Below are 16230 nucleotides of genomic sequence, written 5' to 3'. Positions count from 1 at the left end.
CCCCGCGGGGGCGCCTCCGCGGCCCCCCGGGGGCCGCGTTGTATTTTTGGGCCCCCCCCCCCCCGGCCTCAACTGGCCGGTTGCGGGGGGGGGGGGGGGGGGGGCCCCCCCCCCCCCCCCCCGAGCCGATCAGTCCCGTCACGGTCCCACGACCCGGCTGCGCACACTCGATGAGCGGGTGACGCCCCCTCCCGCTGGACAAGTCGAGTGGTACGAGTGGATGTGCTCCCGGGACGGCGGTGCCGGGACAGCCGTCGGATGGGTGGTGCGTACCGCCCTCGCCACATACGCGGCAGCCGGGTCCGAACGCGTGGCAGCCGTCAGGCAAGCCGCTGAGGAGGCGGCGGACGCCCGGCTGGAACAGGTCCTGAAGCAGGCGCGCGAGGGGCGGGACCGCGCTTGGGCCCTGCTCGAAGCGGAGCGGTGTTCGCCGAAGGCCCGGCTGGGTGCGGTGACGCGTGCGGCGGCCTGGACGGGGCTGTGGGCCGTGGCCCTGGTCTCGGCTGCCCGGCTCGTGTGGGGCTGGGCGCGACCGGACATCGCATGGAGGGTGTCGAGCGAGTTCGGCGCGCTCTCGCTGGCCGCGTTCGCGGGCCGTCTGCGAGCTGTGCTGTCGTTGGGAGCGGCCTATCGCCCGCCTGTGGTCCACTGGTCGCTGGCTGGGAGACGAGGGCCTCGCGGCCGGGACGGCCAGGATGTGTGTCATCGCGGCACTGTCCCTGGTCGCCGGAACGATCGCGCACAGCCGTTTCTGGTTCGTGGCCTGTTTCGCGCTCGCGCTGATCGGGGTGGTTGCCGCCGCGTGGGTCGGGCTGGTCCAGGACTGGGACGAGGACCACCAGGAACGGCTGACGGACTTCCGGTCCGGACAGGACGGAACGGTGTGGGGAGACATCGCCCGCGACGTGGGGTCGCCCTCACCCGCGGACCGGGCGGAGGCCTACCGCAAGCTCGTCGAGCAGTTCGGCGGACTGTATACGCAGTCCGGGAACACGCCCGAGTGAACGAGTGAGGTTCAGCGCGTCGCCAGTTCCAGCACCATCGGCTCGGACACCGCCTGCTCCGTCACCACCGGCCCGGCGGCCGTACGCGAGTTCCGCCACAGCCACAGCACGTCCCGGCCGAAGGACCACAGCAGGGAGCCCAGGGCCGGCAGCACGACTGCGAGGTTCGCCGCGTGCGGCAGCAGCCCGGAGCCGGCCAGCAGCAGGCAGACGCCCTGGACGGCGGCCACCGTCTTGCGGGCGAACGACGGCGGCAGCGGGGCGTTCAGCCAGGGGGCCACCCGGGCAGCGGCCACGAACGCGTACCGCATGCCGCCGATCAGCAGCACCCACGGGCCGAGGTGCCTGGACACGTACACGCTCAGCACCAGGATGAGGAACGCGTCGACCTCCATGTCGAAGCGCGCACCCAGCGCGGAGGACGTGCCGGTGTGGCGTGCCACCTTGCCGTCCACGCCGTCCAGCAGCAGTGCCACGGCGGTCAGGGCGGCCAGCAGGGTCACCGGCGGCGCGCTCTCGAAGGAGTCCGCGACCAGCGCCGTCACCCCGCCGACCAGGGTCGTCCGGCCGAGCGTGACCCGGTTGGCGGGCCCGAAGGAGCTGAGCCGGGAGCGGTGCAGGGCGCGGGAGAGGACCGCCCAGGTGGCGAACGCGAAGGCCAGCCCCGTCAGCCAGCCGGCCGGCCCCATGCCGATCGCCGAGCCGAGCAGGGCCAGCAGCAGGATCTGCACGCCCGCTCCCACAGCGGTCTCCTGCTGGAGCCTCGCGTCATAAGTGTTGTTCAGGGCCACCGCACATCCTCCGGCCGAGTGACAGAGTCGATCAACGCCGCGTACTCTGCGCGGCCTGTGCACATCTCGGTACGTGAACAACTTCCCGATCGTTCAGGAGGATGCCGATGAACCGGTCGGCCCGCGCTTTCTGGCTCCGCTCGCCCGGCCACGGAGAACTGCGCGACGTCACCCTCGCCCGGCCCGCCGCCGACGAGGTCCTGGTGCGCACGCTGTACTCCGGGGTCAGCCGGGGCACGGAGACGCTCGTCTTCCGCGGCGGGGTGCCCGCGAGCCAACACGCCGCGATGCGGGCGCCGTTCCAGGAGGGCGACTTCCCGGGCCCGGTGAAGTACGGCTACCTGAACGTCGGCGTCGTGGAGGAGGGACCGGACGAGCTGGTCGGGCGCACCGTCTTCTGCCTGTATCCGCATCAGAGCCGGTACGTCGTCCCGGTGAGCGCCGTCACCGTGGTACCCGATCGGGTGCCCGCCGAGCGGGCCGTGCTCGCCGGCACCGTGGAGACCGCCGTGAACGCCCTGTGGGACGCGACACCGCTCATCGGCGACCGGATCGCGGTGATCGGCGGCGGCATGGTCGGCTGCGCGGTGACCGCGCTGCTCGCCCGCTTCCCGGGCATCCGCCTCCAGCTCGTGGACGCCGATCCCGACCGCGCGAACACCGCCCGGGCACTCGGCGTGGACTTCGCCGCGCCCGCCGACGCCCTCGGCGACTGCGACCTCGTCGTGCACGCCAGCGCCAGCGAGGCGGGCCTCGCCCGGGCCCTGGAACTCCTCGCCCCGGAGGGCACCGTCGTGGAGCTGAGCTGGTACGGCGACCGGAGCGTGGCCCTGCCGCTCGGCGAGACCTTCCACTCCCGCCGGCTCACCGTGCGCAGCAGCCAGGTCGGTACCGTCTCCCCGGCCGCCCGGGCCGGCCGCACCTACGCCGACCGGATGGCGCTCGCCCTGGACCTGCTCGCCGACCCGGCGCTCGACGCGCTCGTCACCGGGGAGAGCGCCTTCGAGGAACTGCCGTCCGTGCTGCCGGGACTGGCCTCCGGTGAGATCCCCGCCCTGTGCCACCGGATCCGGTACACCGACAACGGCCTGACCTGAGAAAAGAGTGAGTCACGGCTGAACACGGGGAAGCGAGGAGCCGTACTACACGACATCCCCCGGCGGGCAAGGCGGGGGACAAGACGCGCCGCACCTGGAGGGTCGTCCGTTGTTCAGCATCACCGTCCGCGATCACATCATGATCGCCCACAGCTTCCACGGCGAGGTTTTCGGGCCCGCGCAGCGACTGCACGGCGCCACGTTCCTCGTCGATGCGACGTTCCGCCGCGAACAGCTGGACGAGGACAACATCGTCGTCGACATCGGGCTGGCCACGCAGGAACTGGGCGCCGTCGTCGCCGAACTGAACTACCGCAACCTCGACGACGAACCCGACTTCGCCGGCGTCAACACCTCCACCGAGTTCCTCGCCAAGGTCATCGCCGACCGGCTCGCCGATCGCGTCCACCGGGGCGCCCTCGGCGAGGGCGCCCGGGGCCTGCACGGCATCACCGTCACCCTGCACGAGTCGCACGTCGCCTGGGCGAGTTACGAGCGTGACCTGTGACCGACCTGACGGTGCGGCCGGCCCGCCTGACGTACGTCCCCGCGCAGCACACCCCCGCCGAGAACGCCGGAATCATTCCCATGTCCCTGCGCACCGTGCACTTCGTGATGCCGGGCGGCGTCGACGACCCGACGGCGCCCAGCGGCGGCAACGCCTACGACCGCCGGGTCTGCCTGGACCTGCCCGGCTTCGGCTGGCAGGTCACCCGGCACCCCGTCCCCGGCACCTGGCCGCACCCGGACGGCGCCGCCCGCGACCGGCTCGCCCGGACCCTGCGGGACCTGCCCGACGACGCCGTCGTCCTGCTCGACGGCCTCGTCGCCTGCGGCGTCCCCGAGACCGTCCTCCCGGAGGCCGGACGCCTGCGGCTCGCCGTCCTCGTCCATCTGCCGCTCGGCGACGAGACCGGCCTGGACCCGGCCGTCGCCGCCGTCCTGGACACCCGCGAGCGGACGGTGCTGCGGGCGGTGCCCGCGGTGATCGCCACCAGCGACTGGGCGGTCCGCCGGCTCGTCTCCCACCACGGACTCATCCCCGACCGGGTGCACGTCGCCGCGCCCGGCGCCGACATCGCGCCCCTCGCCCCCGGCACCGACGGCGTCTCCCGGCTGCTGTGCGTGGCCGCCGTGACCCCCCGCAAGGGCCAGCACCGGCTGGTGGAGGCGCTCGCGGCGGTACGGGACCTGCCGTGGACCTGCGAGTGCGTCGGCGGACTCGGCAACGACCCCGCGTATGTGACCCACCTGCGGGAGCTGATCGCCCGGCACGGCCTCGGTGACCGCCTGCACCTGACCGGCCCGCGCTCCGGCGCCGGCCTCGACGCCTCCTACGCCGCCGCGGACCTGATGGTCCTCACCTCCTACGCCGAGACCTACGGCATGGCGGTCACCGAGGCCCTCGCCCGTGGCATCCCGGTCCTCGCCACCGACGTCGGCGGCGTGCCCGAGGCCGTCGGCCGTGCCCCCGACGGCGGAGTGCCCGGCATCCTCGTCCCGCCGGAGGACCCGGCGGCGCTCGCCGCCGAACTCCGCGGCTGGTTCGGCGAACCCGACGTACGCCGCCGTCTCAAGGCCGCCGCGCGAAGCCGCCGCGCGGCGCTCGGCGGCTGGGCCACCACCGCCCGCAGCCTGGCCGGAGTCCTCCAACGACTCCCCGAACCACCGAGGACGACGTCATGACCCGCCCGGACACCCACACCGGCCCTGCCGCCATGGCCCCCACGCACCCGCGGCGCACGACGTCCCCCGGACCGACTCCGGCCGGGGCGGGGGAGAGTGCCGGCGGGAGTGGGAGCCAGGGTGCCGGGGGCGCGGTCATCGCCGGGGCCGGGCCCGTCGTCCGGGCCGGTGAACGGGCCACCGTAAGGCTGCGGGACGGTGACCCGGAGGACGCCCCGCGGTACGCGCCCGAGTGGCTCCAGCTGCGGGAACCCGCCGACGCGGCGGCCCGGGCGACGGACCTGCTCGACCCGTTGCGTGTCCGGCTGGCCGACGGGGCGGTCAGGGCGGGCGGACTCGCCGTGCACGACCTGGGCTGCGGCACCGGCTCGATGGGCCGCTGGCTCGCGCCCCGCCTGGACGGCGCCCAGCACTGGATCCTGCACGACCGCGACCCCTACCTGCTGCACTTCGCCGCCGTCGCCTCCCCGCGCTCCGCCGCCGACGGCAGCGGCGTCACGGTCGAGACCCGGCGCGGCGACGTGGCCCGGCTCACCCCGGACGCGCTGACCGGAGCCTCGCTGGTGACCGCCTCCGCGCTGCTCGACGTCCTCACCCGGGAGGAGATCGAGAACCTGGCCGACGCCTGCGTCGGCGCCGGCTGCCCGGCCCTGCTCACCCTCTCCGTCGCCGGCCGCGTCGAACTCACCCCGGCGGACCCGCTCGACGCCGAGATCACCGACGCGTTCAACGCCCACCAGCGGCGCGCCGGGCTGCTCGGCCCGGACGCGGTCACCGTGGCCGGCGAGGCGTTCGCCGCGCGAGGGGCGACGGTCCGTGTCCAGCCGAGCCCGTGGCGGCTCGGCCCCGCGGAGGCCGCGCTGACCGGGCAGTGGCTGCGCGGCTGGGTGGGCGCGGCCGTCGAGCAGCGTCCGGAGCTGCGGGACCGCGCCGAGCGCTATCTGGACGCCCGGCTCGCCGCCTGCGCGGCCGGCGAGCTGCGGGTCACCGTGCACCACACCGACCTGCTGGCACTGCCCCGGCCGACGGGCGGCCCGGCATGAGCGCGCGGCCGGCTCCTGCGGTGCGCGCCGTCACCCGCGCCCGTACGGCACCGACGGACCCGGCCCGCCCCCACCTGACCGGCGAGGACCCCGCAGGCGCGCACCCGCCACGCCCGCGGGTGTCTCCCGCGAGCGCGCCCGGCACCGCCCCCACCGCGGCGGTACCCCCCGCACCCGCACCCGGCGCCACCTTGGCACCCGCCTCCCTGCCCGCCGCCCCCCGGCGCTCCGGCGCGCGCCTCCTGCGGAGTCAGGCCGGTACGTGCGTCGGCGTGGTGATCCTCGGCGTCCTTCTGTGGCGGCTCGGTACCGGTGTGCTGGTGGACGGGCTGCGGCGGATCGACGCCGTGACGGTGCTCGCCGCACTGGGTATCGGCGTGGTCACCACGGTGTTCAGCGCGTGGCGCTGGCAACTGGTCGCGCGGGGACTGCGGTTGCGGCTGCCGCTCGGTGCCGCCGTCGCCGACTACTACCGCGCGCTGTTCCTGAACGCGGCGTTGCCCGGCGGGATCCTGGGCGATGTGCACCGGGCGGTCCGCCACGGGCGGGACGCGGGGGACGTGCGGCGCGGGGTGAAGGCGGTCGTTTTGGAGCGGGTCGCGGGGCAGGTCGCGATGGCCGTGACCGCCGTGGTGGTGCTGCTGACCCTGCCGTCCCCGGTGCGTGCCCAGGCCCGTGCCTTCGCCCCGCTCATGGCGCCGGCCGTGGCGGGCGCGCTCGCCGTCGTCGTCGCCGTCCGGATGAACCGCACGCCGGCCGGCCGGGGCGGGGCGCTGCGCCGCGTGCTCGGCGAGGCCCGCCGGGGCCTGGCGTCCCGGCAGAGCGGGCCGGGGGTCGCGCTGTCCTCCGCGGCCGTCCTCGCCGGGCACCTGGTGATGTTCGTCGTGGCGGCCAGGGTCGGCGGTTCGGCCGCCCCGGTGGCGGTGCTGCTGCCGCTCGCGGTGCTCGCCCTGCTGGCCATGGGCCTGCCGCTGAACGTCGGCGGTTTCGGCCCCCGGGAGGGGGTCACCGCGTGGGCGTTCGGCGCGGCGGGCCTCGGCGCGGACACCGGGGTCGCGGTCGCCGTCGTCTACGGCGTACTGAGCTTCGTCGCGAGCCTGCCGGGCGCCGCCGTACTCGTCCTGCGCTGGTACGAGGGTCTGCGCGGCCCGGCCGACGCGCCGGAGCCCGGCCCCGTGCCGGACGCCGAGCGCCTGCCGGCCGGGGCCGCCCCCACGGGTCCCGGCCGGCAGGTCCCCGCGCCGGGCTACTCCCGTCCCGTGGCCGCGGTGAGCAGCGCGAAATACGGTTCGAAGGATTCCGTGAGGCTCGCCAGGAGTTCCTTTCCCTTTTCCGCAGATCCCAGGGAGGGGCGGCCGATGACGCCCGATTCGGTATAGGCGGACATTCCCACGGTGAGCAGATGACGGCGGTCGTCGGCGGTGAAATCGGCCGACTCGTTACCAGGGCGGACGAATTCGGGGTGAGCGTGCAGCAGAATCGAGGTCTCGATCTCTCCCGCGTGCATGTCGGTGAGCAGCGAGGTGACCACTCCCGCCTGTTCCCGCGCCGTCTCCCAGTCCTCGGCGGCGGGGAACAGGGCCATCCGCTCGCCGCGCGCGGACGCCTCCTGGACGACGTTGCCGAGCACGTAGTTGCCGCCGTGCCCGTTGACCACGACGAGCGCGTCGACGCCCGAGCGGCGCAGCGACGCCGCGATGTCCGTGATCACCGCGTGGAGGGTCACGGCGGAGATGCTGACGGTCCCCGGCCAGGCCGCGTGCTCGTGCGAGCAGGAGAGCGTCACCGGCGGCAGGAGATGCACCGGGTAGGCGGCGGCGATCTCCCGGGCCACGGCGCAGGCGATCAGCGTGTCGGTCGCCAGGGGAAGGAACGGACCGTGCTGTTCGAAGCTCCCGACCGGAAGGACGGCGACCTGTGCTGACGCGTCCGCCCCCCGCGCCCGTACGTCCTCCGTGGTGTCCGTCGGCACCACGCCGCTCGCCACTTGGTATGCCGCTGCGCGCGCGCCCGAACCACTCATCTCTTCCACGGCCTTTCGTCTCTGCATAGGAATCAGATCATGACAGAAAACACCGGCGTCAACATCGGCGTACTCGGCAAGAAGTCCCCGCCGCGGTCGGGTGCGGAGCGTGTCGTGAATGCGCCGCTGCCCACGGTGTACGGGCAATTCCAGGCGATCGGCTACCTGGACCACGACCGCGGGGACGAGCAAGTGGCCCTGGTGCACGGTGAGATCGGCGCCGACAGTGTGCTGGTGCGGCTGCACTCGGAGTGCCTGACCGGGGACGCGTTCGGCTCCCGGCACTGCGAGTGCGGCGACCAGCTGGAGGCGGCGATGCGCGCGGTGGTCGCCGAAGGCAGCGGCATCGTCGTCTACTTGAGGGGGCACGAGGGCCGCGGCATCGGCCTGCTCGCCAAGTTGCGCGCGATGGCCCTCCAGGCGGAGGGCCTGGACACGGTGGAGGCGAACCTCGCGCTGGGCCTGCCCGTCGACGCCCGGGACTACCGCGTCGCCGCGGAGATCCTGCGCGACCTCGGGGTGCGCTCGGTGCGGCTGATGTCCAACAACCCGCGCAAGCGGGAGGCGTTGGTCCGGCACGGCATCCAGGTCGCCGAGCAGGTGCCGCTGCTGATCGAGCCGTGCGAGAGCAACATCACCTACCTGCGGACCAAGCGGGAGCGGATGGACCACCACCTGCCGCATCTGGACGCCGTCGCCCACGGCTCGTGACCCGCGGGCAGGACGCCGCCCCCCGGAACGGGACACCGCCGCCGGCTCCGCCCTGCCGGGCCGCCGGCGGTCAGTCCGCCAGTGCCCCGTGCGCCAGCCGCCGCAGCTCGGGGAAGACCTTCAGCGTCTTCGGGCGTACCTGGCTCATGAACTGCACGGTCAGGTCGTGGGCCGGGTCGACCCAGAACGCGGTGGTGGCCACGCCGGTCCAGCCGTAGGTGCCGGGGTGCGACGGGGCCGCGGTGCGGGCGGGGTCGACGACCACGGAGACGTTGAAGCCGAACCCGAGGCCGTCGTTGCCCGGTTCCCGGTGGACCGGGGCGCCGCAGGAGCGGATGGTGGCACCGCCCGGCAGGTGGTTGCGGGTCATCAGGGTCACCCACTCCGGGGAGAGCAGCCGTACGCCGTCCAGTTCGCCGCCCCGGCGCAGCATCTCCATGAACCGGTGGAAGTCGTGGGCGCAGGAGACCAGGCCGCCGCTGCCGGACAGGAACCGGGGCCGGTCGCGCACCGGCAGCCCCGGCACCGGCTCGATGCCGCCGTCGTCCGTCTCGCCGTACAACTCGGCCAGCCGCCCGGCCTGTTCGGGCGTGACGTGGAAGCCGGTGTCGGTCATGCCGAGCGGGCCGAGGATCCGGTCACGGAAGAAGGCGTCCAGCGGCTGTCCGGAGACGACCTCGATCACCCGGCCCAGCACGTTGGAGGCGACCGAGTAGTTCCACTCGGTGCCCGGGTCGGACTGGAGCGGCATCCGCGCGTACAGCTCGACGGTCTCGGCGAGCCCGGCGCCGGGCGGCACCGAGTACTCCAGTCCCGCCTCCCGGTAGAGGGCGTCCACCGGGTGGCGGTGGTAGAAGCCGAAGGTCAGGCCCGCGGTGTGGGTGAGCAGATGCCGGATCAGGAGGGGGCCGTCGGCCGGCCGGGTGCGCACGCCGGCACCCGAACCGCTCTCGTACACCCGGGGGGCGGCGAAGGCGGGCAGATGGCGTTCCAGGGGGTCGTCCAGGGACAGCCGGCCGTCCTGGGCCAGCAGCAGCACCGCGACCGCGGTGACGGGCTTGGTCATCGAGTAGATCCGCCACAGTGTGTCCGGCCCGACCGGCAGCCCGGCGGCCACGTCCCGCAGCCCGTACGTGGTCAGATGGGCGACCCGGCCGCCGCGGGCCACGGCCACGAGATATCCGGGCAGGCGTCCCTCGTCGACGTGGCGGGCGAAGTGCCGGTCGAGGCGGCCCAGGGCCGCGGCGTCCAGCCCCGCCTCCTCCGGCGCGGCATCCTGTCGCAGCTGTGCCATCGCTCTCCTCCGCTCGTGTCGCCGTCCAGGGCGCGGCCCGCCGGACCGCGTCCGCTTCTCATCGTCGCGCAGGACCACCCCCCGGGACCGGCTCGCCGCAGGAGTACGGGGGACGGGTGCGACACCGGACGGCCCGGGCAGCGCCCGGCCAGGGGCAGCGCGCACGCGGCCACGGCCGCCGGCGCGAGCAGTGCCGGCCCGGCCCCGCGCCCGGCAGCGCGGCCGCCGCGGCCGCACCGACGAAAGGCCCGACGTTCGGCGCGGTCGGCTGTGAGCCGTCCGCCGCCGCGGCCACCGCCGGCTCCGCCCGCCGGACGATCCCCTGGGTGGCCGCCACCATCGCCCTGCCGGAACCCGGCGCCCCGGCAGGGCGAGGCCCCGCGCGGGGCGGGCGTCGCGCTGGCCCGGACAGCACCGGGACGCCGGGCGCGAGCGCCGCCGCCGCCCCGCCTGCCGCCTGCGGGGAATGCGGGCACCGCCGCCGCGAGTTGATCCGGGTATGACTCAGGACTCCCCGCAGGACGCGCTGCTCGCCCTGCTCTCCGAAGGCCACGGCGGCGTACTGGTCACTCTCCGGCGTGACGGACGTCCCCAGCTGTCCAACGTCAGCCACGCCTACGATCCGGACGAGCGGGTCATCCGGATCTCGGTCACCGACGACCGTGCCAAGACCCGTAACCTGCGCCGCGACCCGCGTGCCTCGTACCACGTCACCAGCTCCGACCGCTGGGCGTACACCGTCGCCGAGGGCACCGCCGAGCTGACCCCGGTCGCCGCCGACGCGCACGACGGGACCGTCGAGGAACTGGTCCGGCTCTACCGCGACGTCGTCGGCGAACATCCGGACTGGGACGACTTCCGGGCCGCCATGGTGCGCGACCGCCGCCTGGTCGTACGGCTCCGCGTCGAGCGGGCGTACGGCGTCCCCCGGAGCTGACCGCGCGCCGTACGGCCGGTACTCACGGCGCCCCGGCGGTCCGCGCCTCGATCGCGCGCAGCACGGCGACCATGTCCGCGCCGCCGTGGCCCTGTGCCACCGTCTCCTCGAACAGGGAGTGACAGACGTCGAGGAGCGGCGAGGCCAGACCGGCCGTGCGCGCCGCCTCGGCGATCAGCCGGTTGTTCTTGAGCACGTCCAGTGCCGCCGCCTGGACGGCGAAGTCCCGCTCGCGCAGCTTGGGCGCCTTCATCCGAAAGACCCCGCTGGCCATCGGGCCCGCGTCCAGGACGTCCAGGAACAGCCCGCGGTCCAGGCCCTGCCGCTCGGCGAAGTGGAACGCCTCGGCCAGCCCGGTGACCTGGGTGATCAGGAACAGGTTCACGGACAGCTTCATCAGCAGCGCGCCCGGCGCCGGGCCGCACACGAACGTCTCCCGGCACATCGGGTCCAGCAGCGGCCGCACGGTGTTCACGGCGTCCCGCTCCCCGGCGAGCAGGGCCACCAGCTGCCCCTGCTCCGCCGGCACCCGGGACCCGGAGACGGGCGCCTCGACGTACCGGCCGCCCGCGGCGCGGATCTCGGCCTCCAGGGCGTGGGAGTACTCCGGGGAGGTCGTGCCCATGTGGACGACGGTCCGGCCCGCGACCCGCCCGGCCAGCGCGGGCGTGCCGCGGCCGAGGACCGCGTCCACCGCGGTCCCGTCGGCGAGCATCAGCAGCACCGTCTCCGCTCGCGCGAACACCTCGCCGGGATCCGTGGCGACCTCGGCGCCGGCCGCGCGCAGCTCTCCGGCGCGCTCCGGGGTGCGGTTCCACACCACCAGTGGGGTGCCGGCGGACACCAGGCGCAGGGCCATGGGCCGGCCCATCACTCCGAGACCGATGAATCCGACCGGCATGGGACCGCCCTCCGCCGTCGCGAGTCGATTATGACAGTGGTCATAGTAGCGCGCGTTATGACGATCGTCATAGGGTGAGGGCCGAGGACCGGAGGTGGAGATGGCACAGGCGCGGCGCGGTCCGCGGGAACGGATGGTCTTCAGCGCGGCCCAGCTCATCCGGCGCGACGGGGTCGCCGCGACCGGCATGCGCGAGGTCGCCGCCCACGCCGGCGCCCCGCGCGGCTCCCTTCAGCACTACTTCCCGGGCGGCAAGGAACAGCTCGTCAACGAGGCGGTCGAGTGGGCCGGCCGGTACGCGGGCACGCGCATCGCCCGGTTCCTCGCGGCCCTGGAAGACCGGGCGCCCAGCGGGCTGTTCGCGGCGATGGCCGCGCAGTGGACCGACGAGTACGGCCGGGACGGCTTCGCGGCGGGCTGCCCGGTCGCCGCGGCCACGGTCGACTGCGCCTCCTCCGACGGCTCGACCCGCCAGGCCGTGGCCGCCGCGTTCGCGACCTGGAGCGATCCGCTCGCCGCGGCGCTGACGGACATGGGCGTCCCCGCCGCACGGGCCGGGTCGCTGGCCACCCTCATGATCAGCGCTCTGGAGGGCGCCATCCTGATGGCGCGCGCCGAGCGGGACGTACGGCCCCTGACCACCGTCGTCCGGGAACTCGGCCCGCTGCTCGACGCGGCGGTGGACCCCGCCGGGTGACGGCACGCCGAGCGCGGCCGACCAGGAGGCGGAGGATCCGTGCACGTCGGCGTCAGGCCGGCGTCCGCTCCGCCGCGAGGTAGGCGATCACCATGTCGGAGAGCATGGCCCGGTAGTGCGCGCGCCGCGCCGGGTCCATCAGATCCCGGCCGAACAAGGTGCCGAAGGTGTGCCGGTTCGCGACCCGGAAGAAGCAGAACGAGGTGATCACCGCGTACAGGTCGACCGCGTCCACGCCGGCCCTGAACACCCCGGACTCCTGACCGGCGGCGAGGACACGGCGGATCAGGTCGAGCGCCGGGGAACCGGCCCGGCCGAGCCGCCCGGAGGCCGCGAGGTGCCCGGCGCCCTGGTCGTTCTCGATGCCGACCAGGCGGACGAAGTCCGGGTGCCGCTCGCAGTGGTCGAAGGTCAGCTCGGCCAGCCGCCGGATCGCCGCCACCGGGTCCAGGTGGTCGACGTCCAGCTGCTGCTCCGCGCCCCGGATCAGCCCGTACGCCCGCTCCAGCACGGCCGTGAACAGCTGTTCCTTGCCGCCGAAGTAGTAGTAGATCATCCGCTTCGTGGTGCGGGTACGGGCCGCTATCTCGTCGACCCGGGCACCGTCGTAACCGGCCCGGGCGAACTCGCGCGTGGCCACGTCGAGGATCTCGTCCCTGGTCCGGGCGGGGTCGCGCACCCGCTCGCCGGGTCCTACCGGTTCTTCGGCGCTGGTCATCGGGTTCCTTCGGGCCGTGCGGAGCCTGGGCGGAGTGCGCGTTCGCGTGCCGGTGATTGTAGGACCAGGGCCCGGGCGCGCGGCCGGCCCGCGGACCGGCACCCGGCACGCGGCGTCACTGGCGGCTCACCGTGCGGGTCACGCCGGCGACCACGGTCGTCGCCAGGATCCAGCCGGTGAGGACCAGGACGTAGGCGAGAACCTGGTAACCGCCGCGCGGCGCGAACGCCGAGTCCTGCCCGAAGGAGATCACCGGCAGCAGCAGGTCGAGCGTGTAGAACACCGGGTGGAACGGGGGTGCCTCGTCCGTCTTCAGCGGTTGCGGGTGGTGCAGCGCGAAGACGGCGGAGCCGAGCGCGAGCAGCGACAGCAGCCAGCCGGCGGCGCGCAGCGGACGGAAGCCGTAGCCGACGGCGACGTCCTGCACCAGGCCCCACAGCCGGCCGTACCAGGGCAGGATGTGGCGGTGCCGGCGCTGCTTGGCGAGCTGCACCAGCCGGGCCGCGTGGTCGTCCCCGGTCCGGCGGTAGGCGGCCGTCAACTGCTCGTAGGCGTGCGGGACATAGCCGTCCCGCTCCCGCTCCAGCATGGGCAGGCGGCGCTCGGCGGGTGCGTGCGGGGTGAGCGAGGTGTACGTCAGGCCGCCGAGCCGCACCTCCTCGGGCACCGACTCCGGTTCCAGCAGCAGGACCTCCAGCTGGGCGCGGCGCAGGTCGAGGCAGCCGTCCATGGGCGGGCTCTTGCGCAGCCACAGCTCGCCGATCGTCGTGCTGCCGGCCCGCAGCGCCGGACTCCCCGGATTCGACAGGAGGGTGTACGACAGGTCGAGCCGGCCCGCGACACGGGCGCCCCGCAGGCCCGTCCAGCCCCGCACCTCGGCGTGCCGGACCAGCATGTCGCCGCCCACGGAGAACGTCTGCGCGTCGAGCGCGCCCTGCCCGGGATGGTGCAGCCGCGCCTCGCTGAGGTTGACCGAACCGGCGGTCAGGGCGCCGTTGAGCCGTGTCTGCCCGTGCGTGCGCAGGCCCGGCGCCCACAAGTCACCGCCGATGACCGCCTGGTTGAGCTGGAGCACCGGATCCTCCTCACCGGGCGCGGCCACCTCGGCGCTCTCCAGGTACAGGCTGCCGGCGATGCGGGCGCCGGCGAGCCGTACGATGCCGCGGCACCGGGTGCGGGTCATCCGCAGGACGCCGTCCACGTGGACGGCGTGGGCGGCGAGGCCGGGCAGGACGGACTCGCTGAGGTTCAGCTCGCGCAGCCGGGCGCCGTCGCACCGCGGGGCCTCGTCGAAGTGGCAGTGCCGCAGCCGCACCGGGTGGTCGATCGTCGCGTACCGGAGGTCGAGCCGGCCGGTGATCCGGGCGCCCGCCAGATTCAGCGAGGCTATCTCGCCGTCGTGCCGCGGCCCGTCCAGCAGCAGGGCACGCAACACCCGGGCGCGCACCGTCCGCTCGGGCCCCCAGCCGCCGCCGTCAGCGGTGTCCTCGTCCGGGCTCTCCCGTAAGTCCACCGACTCCCCCCGCGGGAACGCCCGCCACACCCGCTCCTCGGCCGCCGTCAGCTCGCTGATCTCCACCCGGGGGACTCTGACCCGGGCCGGGAGCGGCTGTCAACGCGGCCTGACCGGACCCGGGCGCCCGTGTGCCCCCGGTCCGCGGGCGGTGGCGGGCCGGGGGCACACGGGCATCGGCTACGGCTGGACGTTCCACTCCGCGATCACCGGGCGGTCGTGCTCGGTCGACAGGCGGCTGACCGTGCCGGTGGCCAGCTGGAACAGGCGGCCCTCGGCAGGCGGCAGGCCCAGGCGGCGCGCGGTGAGGACGCGCAGGAAGTGGGCGTGGGCGACGAGGACCACGTCACCGGCGTCCTCGGCGAGGGCCGGGCCGACGCGGGCCAGGACCCGGTCGGCGCGCGCGCCGATCTGCGCCGGTGACTCGCCCGGGTGTCCGTCCGGGCCGGGCGGCACGCCGTCGGTCCACAGGTCCCAGGCGGGACGGTCGCGGTGGATGTCGACGGTGGTGATGCCCTCGTAGCCACCGTAGTCCCACTCGTGCAGCCCCGGGTCGGTCACGACCCCGGGCAGGCCGGCCAGTTCGGCGGTGCGTATCGCGCGGCTCAGCGGGCTCGCCAGCGCGAGGGCGTAGGTCCGGCCGGTGAGGAGCGGGGCGAGGGACTTGGCCTGTTCCTCGCCGTGCCCGGTCAGGGGCAGGTCGGTCCAGCTGGTGTGCCGTCCCGACCTGCTCCACTCCGTCTCACCGTGGCGGACCAGCAGGAGGTCCCCCACGGCGGGTCAGTCCTTCTTCTCGACCGCGTGGCCGCCGAACTGGTTGCGCAGCGCGGCGATCATCTTCATCTGCGGCGAGTCGTCCTGCCGGGAGGCGAACCGCGCGAACAGCGAGGCGGTGATCGCGGGCAGCGGCACCGCGTTGTCGATGGCCGCCTCGACGGTCCAGCGTCCCTCGCCGGAGTCCTCCGCGTAGCCGCGCAGCTTCTCCAGGTGCTCGTCGTCGTCCAGGGCGTTGACCGCGAGGTCCAGCAGCCAGGAGCGGATGACGGTGCCCTCCTGCCAGGAGCGGAACACCTCGCGGACGTTGTCGACCGAGCGGACCTTCTCCAGCAGCTCCCAGCCCTCGGCGTAGGCCTGCATCATCGCGTACTCGATGCCGTTGTGGACCATCTTCGAGAAGTGCCCGGCGCCGACCCGGCCCGCGTGGACGTATCCGTACGGGCCCTCCGGCTTGAGCGCGTCGAAGATCGGCTGGATCCGCCGCACGTGCTCCTTGTCACCGCCGACCATGAGCGCGTAGCCGTTCTCCAGGCCCCACACACCGCCGGAGACGCCGGCGTCGACGAAGCCGATGCCCTTGACGCCGAGTTCGGCGGCGTGCTTCTCGTCGTCCGTCCAGCGGGAGTTGCCGCCGTCGATGACGGTGTCGCCCTCGGAGAGCAGGTCCTTCAGCTCGTCGATGACGCCCTGCGTGGCGGTGCCGGCCGGGACCATCACCCACACATGGCGGGGCGCGTCCAGCTTCTCCACGAGTTCGGCGAGGCTCTTGACGTCGGAAACCTCCGGGTTGCGGTCGTAGCCGACGACCTCGTGGCCGGCGCGGCGCAGCCGCTCGCGCATGTTGCCGCCCATCTTGCCCAGACCGATGAGGCCCAACTGCATGGCTGTCATGTCACTTCACTTCCTGAGAGAACGGTAGGTGGCGACGAGGGCCGTGGTGGACGGGTCGAGGCCGGGTACGTCGGTGCCTTCGGTGAGGGCGGGTTCGACGCGTTTGGCGAGGACCTTGCCCAGTTCCACGCCCCACTGGTCGAAGGA

General features: G+C 74.3%; 17 protein-coding genes and 1 pseudogene. 9 read left to right on the top strand and 9 right to left on the bottom strand.

What is annotated here, in order from left to right; all coding sequences use genetic code 11:
• The first annotated feature begins 458 nt into the window (after positions 1–458).
• On the top strand, positions 459–1004 hold the full coding sequence (locus tag ACF1BE_RS21955) for a DUF3742 family protein (RefSeq protein ID WP_392200695.1): 546 nt from the start codon (positions 459–461) through the stop codon (positions 1002–1004).
• An 11-nt stretch (positions 1005–1015) separates the two neighbouring features.
• Here the strand turns inward: ACF1BE_RS21955 and ACF1BE_RS21950 are convergent, their stop codons facing one another.
• Positions 1016–1795: a CDP-alcohol phosphatidyltransferase family protein gene (locus ACF1BE_RS21950; RefSeq protein WP_392200694.1), complete on the bottom strand. Its 780-nt coding sequence runs from the start codon at positions 1793–1795 to the stop codon at positions 1016–1018.
• Between the two features lie 107 nt (positions 1796–1902).
• Here ACF1BE_RS21950 and ACF1BE_RS21945 point away from each other — a divergent pair, with 107 nt between their 5' ends.
• The 5 genes and pseudogenes from ACF1BE_RS21945 to ACF1BE_RS21925 all read left to right on the top strand — a co-directional run.
• Positions 1903–2892: a zinc-binding alcohol dehydrogenase gene (locus ACF1BE_RS21945; protein ID WP_392200693.1), complete on the top strand. Its 990-nt coding sequence runs from the start codon at positions 1903–1905 to the stop codon at positions 2890–2892.
• Positions 2893–3001: 109 nt separating this feature from the next.
• Positions 3002–3400 (top strand): 6-pyruvoyl tetrahydropterin synthase family protein, encoded by a 399-nt coding sequence (locus tag ACF1BE_RS21940; protein WP_392200692.1) that lies wholly within the window; start codon positions 3002–3004, stop codon positions 3398–3400.
• Entirely contained in the window at positions 3397–4578 is a 1182-nt protein-coding gene (locus tag ACF1BE_RS21935; protein WP_392200691.1) for a glycosyltransferase family 4 protein, read from the top strand. The genes ACF1BE_RS21940 and ACF1BE_RS21935 overlap by 4 nt, the downstream gene beginning before the upstream one ends.
• 32 nt (positions 4579–4610) lie before the next feature.
• Positions 4611–5621 carry a class I SAM-dependent methyltransferase gene (locus ACF1BE_RS21930; protein WP_392200839.1) on the top strand — a complete coding sequence of 337 codons (1011 nt, stop codon included), beginning with the start codon at positions 4611–4613 and terminating at the stop codon, positions 5619–5621.
• Positions 5618–6715: pseudogene (locus ACF1BE_RS21925) on the top strand (lysylphosphatidylglycerol synthase transmembrane domain-containing protein); the annotation flags it as partial. The gene ACF1BE_RS21930 and the pseudogene ACF1BE_RS21925, both read left to right, overlap by 4 nt.
• Positions 6716–6867: 152 nt before the next feature.
• On the opposite strand, the gene ACF1BE_RS21920 reads toward ACF1BE_RS21925, so the two are convergent.
• On the bottom strand, positions 6868–7644 hold the full coding sequence (locus ACF1BE_RS21920) for a creatininase family protein (protein ID WP_392200838.1): 777 nt from the start codon (positions 7642–7644) through the stop codon (positions 6868–6870).
• A 39-nt stretch (positions 7645–7683) separates the two neighbouring features.
• Between ACF1BE_RS21920 and ribA the strand changes: the two genes are divergently transcribed.
• The gene (ribA, locus tag ACF1BE_RS21915) at positions 7684–8355 is read left to right on the top strand and encodes a GTP cyclohydrolase II (RefSeq protein WP_392200690.1); all 672 of its coding nucleotides are present in this window, start codon (positions 7684–7686) and stop codon (positions 8353–8355) included.
• A 70-nt stretch (positions 8356–8425) separates the two neighbouring features.
• Here the strand turns inward: ribA and ACF1BE_RS21910 are convergent, their stop codons facing one another.
• On the bottom strand, positions 8426–9649 hold the full coding sequence (locus tag ACF1BE_RS21910; RefSeq protein WP_392200689.1) for a serine hydrolase domain-containing protein: 1224 nt from the start codon (positions 9647–9649) through the stop codon (positions 8426–8428).
• Positions 9650–10148: 499 nt separating this feature from the next.
• On the opposite strand from ACF1BE_RS21910, the gene ACF1BE_RS21905 reads away from it, so the two are divergent.
• Positions 10149–10586, top strand: coding sequence for a PPOX class F420-dependent oxidoreductase (locus ACF1BE_RS21905; RefSeq protein ID WP_392200688.1), 438 nt, complete (start codon positions 10149–10151; stop codon positions 10584–10586).
• 22 nt (positions 10587–10608) lie between these two features.
• Here ACF1BE_RS21905 and ACF1BE_RS21900 read toward each other — a convergent pair whose 3' ends face one another.
• Positions 10609–11487, bottom strand: coding sequence for an NAD(P)-dependent oxidoreductase (locus tag ACF1BE_RS21900; protein WP_392200687.1), 879 nt, complete (start codon positions 11485–11487; stop codon positions 10609–10611).
• A gap of 100 nt (positions 11488–11587) precedes the next feature.
• Between ACF1BE_RS21900 and ACF1BE_RS21895 the strand changes: the two genes are divergently transcribed.
• Positions 11588–12184, top strand: coding sequence for a TetR/AcrR family transcriptional regulator (locus ACF1BE_RS21895; protein ID WP_392200837.1), 597 nt, complete (start codon positions 11588–11590; stop codon positions 12182–12184).
• Between the two features lie 52 nt (positions 12185–12236).
• Here ACF1BE_RS21895 and ACF1BE_RS21890 read toward each other — a convergent pair whose 3' ends face one another.
• From ACF1BE_RS21890 to ACF1BE_RS21870, 5 genes are all read right to left on the bottom strand, one after another.
• Entirely contained in the window at positions 12237–12902 is a 666-nt protein-coding gene (locus ACF1BE_RS21890; RefSeq protein ID WP_392200686.1) for a TetR/AcrR family transcriptional regulator, read from the bottom strand.
• 115 nt (positions 12903–13017) lie between these two features.
• Positions 13018–14481, bottom strand: a complete 1464-nt coding sequence (locus ACF1BE_RS21885; RefSeq protein ID WP_392200685.1) for a membrane-associated oxidoreductase — start codon at positions 14479–14481, stop codon at positions 13018–13020.
• Positions 14482–14595: 114 nt separating this feature from the next.
• Positions 14596–15189, bottom strand: coding sequence for a histidine phosphatase family protein (locus ACF1BE_RS21880; RefSeq protein ID WP_392200684.1), 594 nt, complete (start codon positions 15187–15189; stop codon positions 14596–14598).
• A 6-nt stretch (positions 15190–15195) separates the two neighbouring features.
• Positions 15196–16074 (bottom strand): phosphogluconate dehydrogenase (NAD(+)-dependent, decarboxylating), encoded by an 879-nt coding sequence (gene gnd / locus ACF1BE_RS21875; protein ID WP_392200836.1) that lies wholly within the window; start codon positions 16072–16074, stop codon positions 15196–15198.
• A 15-nt stretch (positions 16075–16089) separates the two neighbouring features.
• Positions 16090–16230 (bottom strand): hypothetical protein (locus ACF1BE_RS21870; protein ID WP_392200835.1); only part of this gene is annotated, 141 nt, incomplete at its 5' end.

This window comes from Streptomyces sp. NPDC014991, assembly GCF_043080665.1.
GTDB lineage: Bacteria > Actinomycetota > Actinomycetes > Streptomycetales > Streptomycetaceae > Streptomyces.
The sequence above is the reverse complement of the archived record's forward strand: the minus strand, read 5'-3'. Positions and strand labels throughout refer to the sequence as shown.

What these genes read in the sequence shown, in the direction of transcription:
- ACF1BE_RS21945 (WP_392200693.1), top strand. Translation starts at nt 1,903, where the DNA reads ATGAACCGGTCGGCCCGCGCTTTCTGGCTCCGCTCGCCCGGCCACGGA.
- ACF1BE_RS21930 (WP_392200839.1), top strand. Translation starts at nt 4,611, where the DNA reads ATGGCCCCCACGCACCCGCGGCGCACGACGTCCCCCGGACCGACTCCG.
- ACF1BE_RS21920 (WP_392200838.1), bottom strand. Translation starts at nt 7,644, where the DNA reads ATGAGTGGTTCGGGCGCGCGCGCAGCGGCATACCAAGTGGCGAGCGGC.
- ribA (WP_392200690.1), top strand. Translation starts at nt 7,684, where the DNA reads ATGACAGAAAACACCGGCGTCAACATCGGCGTACTCGGCAAGAAGTCC.
- ACF1BE_RS21910 (WP_392200689.1), bottom strand. Translation starts at nt 9,649, where the DNA reads ATGGCACAGCTGCGACAGGATGCCGCGCCGGAGGAGGCGGGGCTGGAC.
- ACF1BE_RS21905 (WP_392200688.1), top strand. Translation starts at nt 10,149, where the DNA reads ATGACTCAGGACTCCCCGCAGGACGCGCTGCTCGCCCTGCTCTCCGAA.
- ACF1BE_RS21900 (WP_392200687.1), bottom strand. Translation starts at nt 11,487, where the DNA reads ATGCCGGTCGGATTCATCGGTCTCGGAGTGATGGGCCGGCCCATGGCC.
- ACF1BE_RS21895 (WP_392200837.1), top strand. Translation starts at nt 11,588, where the DNA reads ATGGCACAGGCGCGGCGCGGTCCGCGGGAACGGATGGTCTTCAGCGCG.
- ACF1BE_RS21890 (WP_392200686.1), bottom strand. Translation starts at nt 12,902, where the DNA reads ATGACCAGCGCCGAAGAACCGGTAGGACCCGGCGAGCGGGTGCGCGAC.
- gnd (WP_392200836.1), bottom strand. Translation starts at nt 16,074, where the DNA reads ATGCAGTTGGGCCTCATCGGTCTGGGCAAGATGGGCGGCAACATGCGC.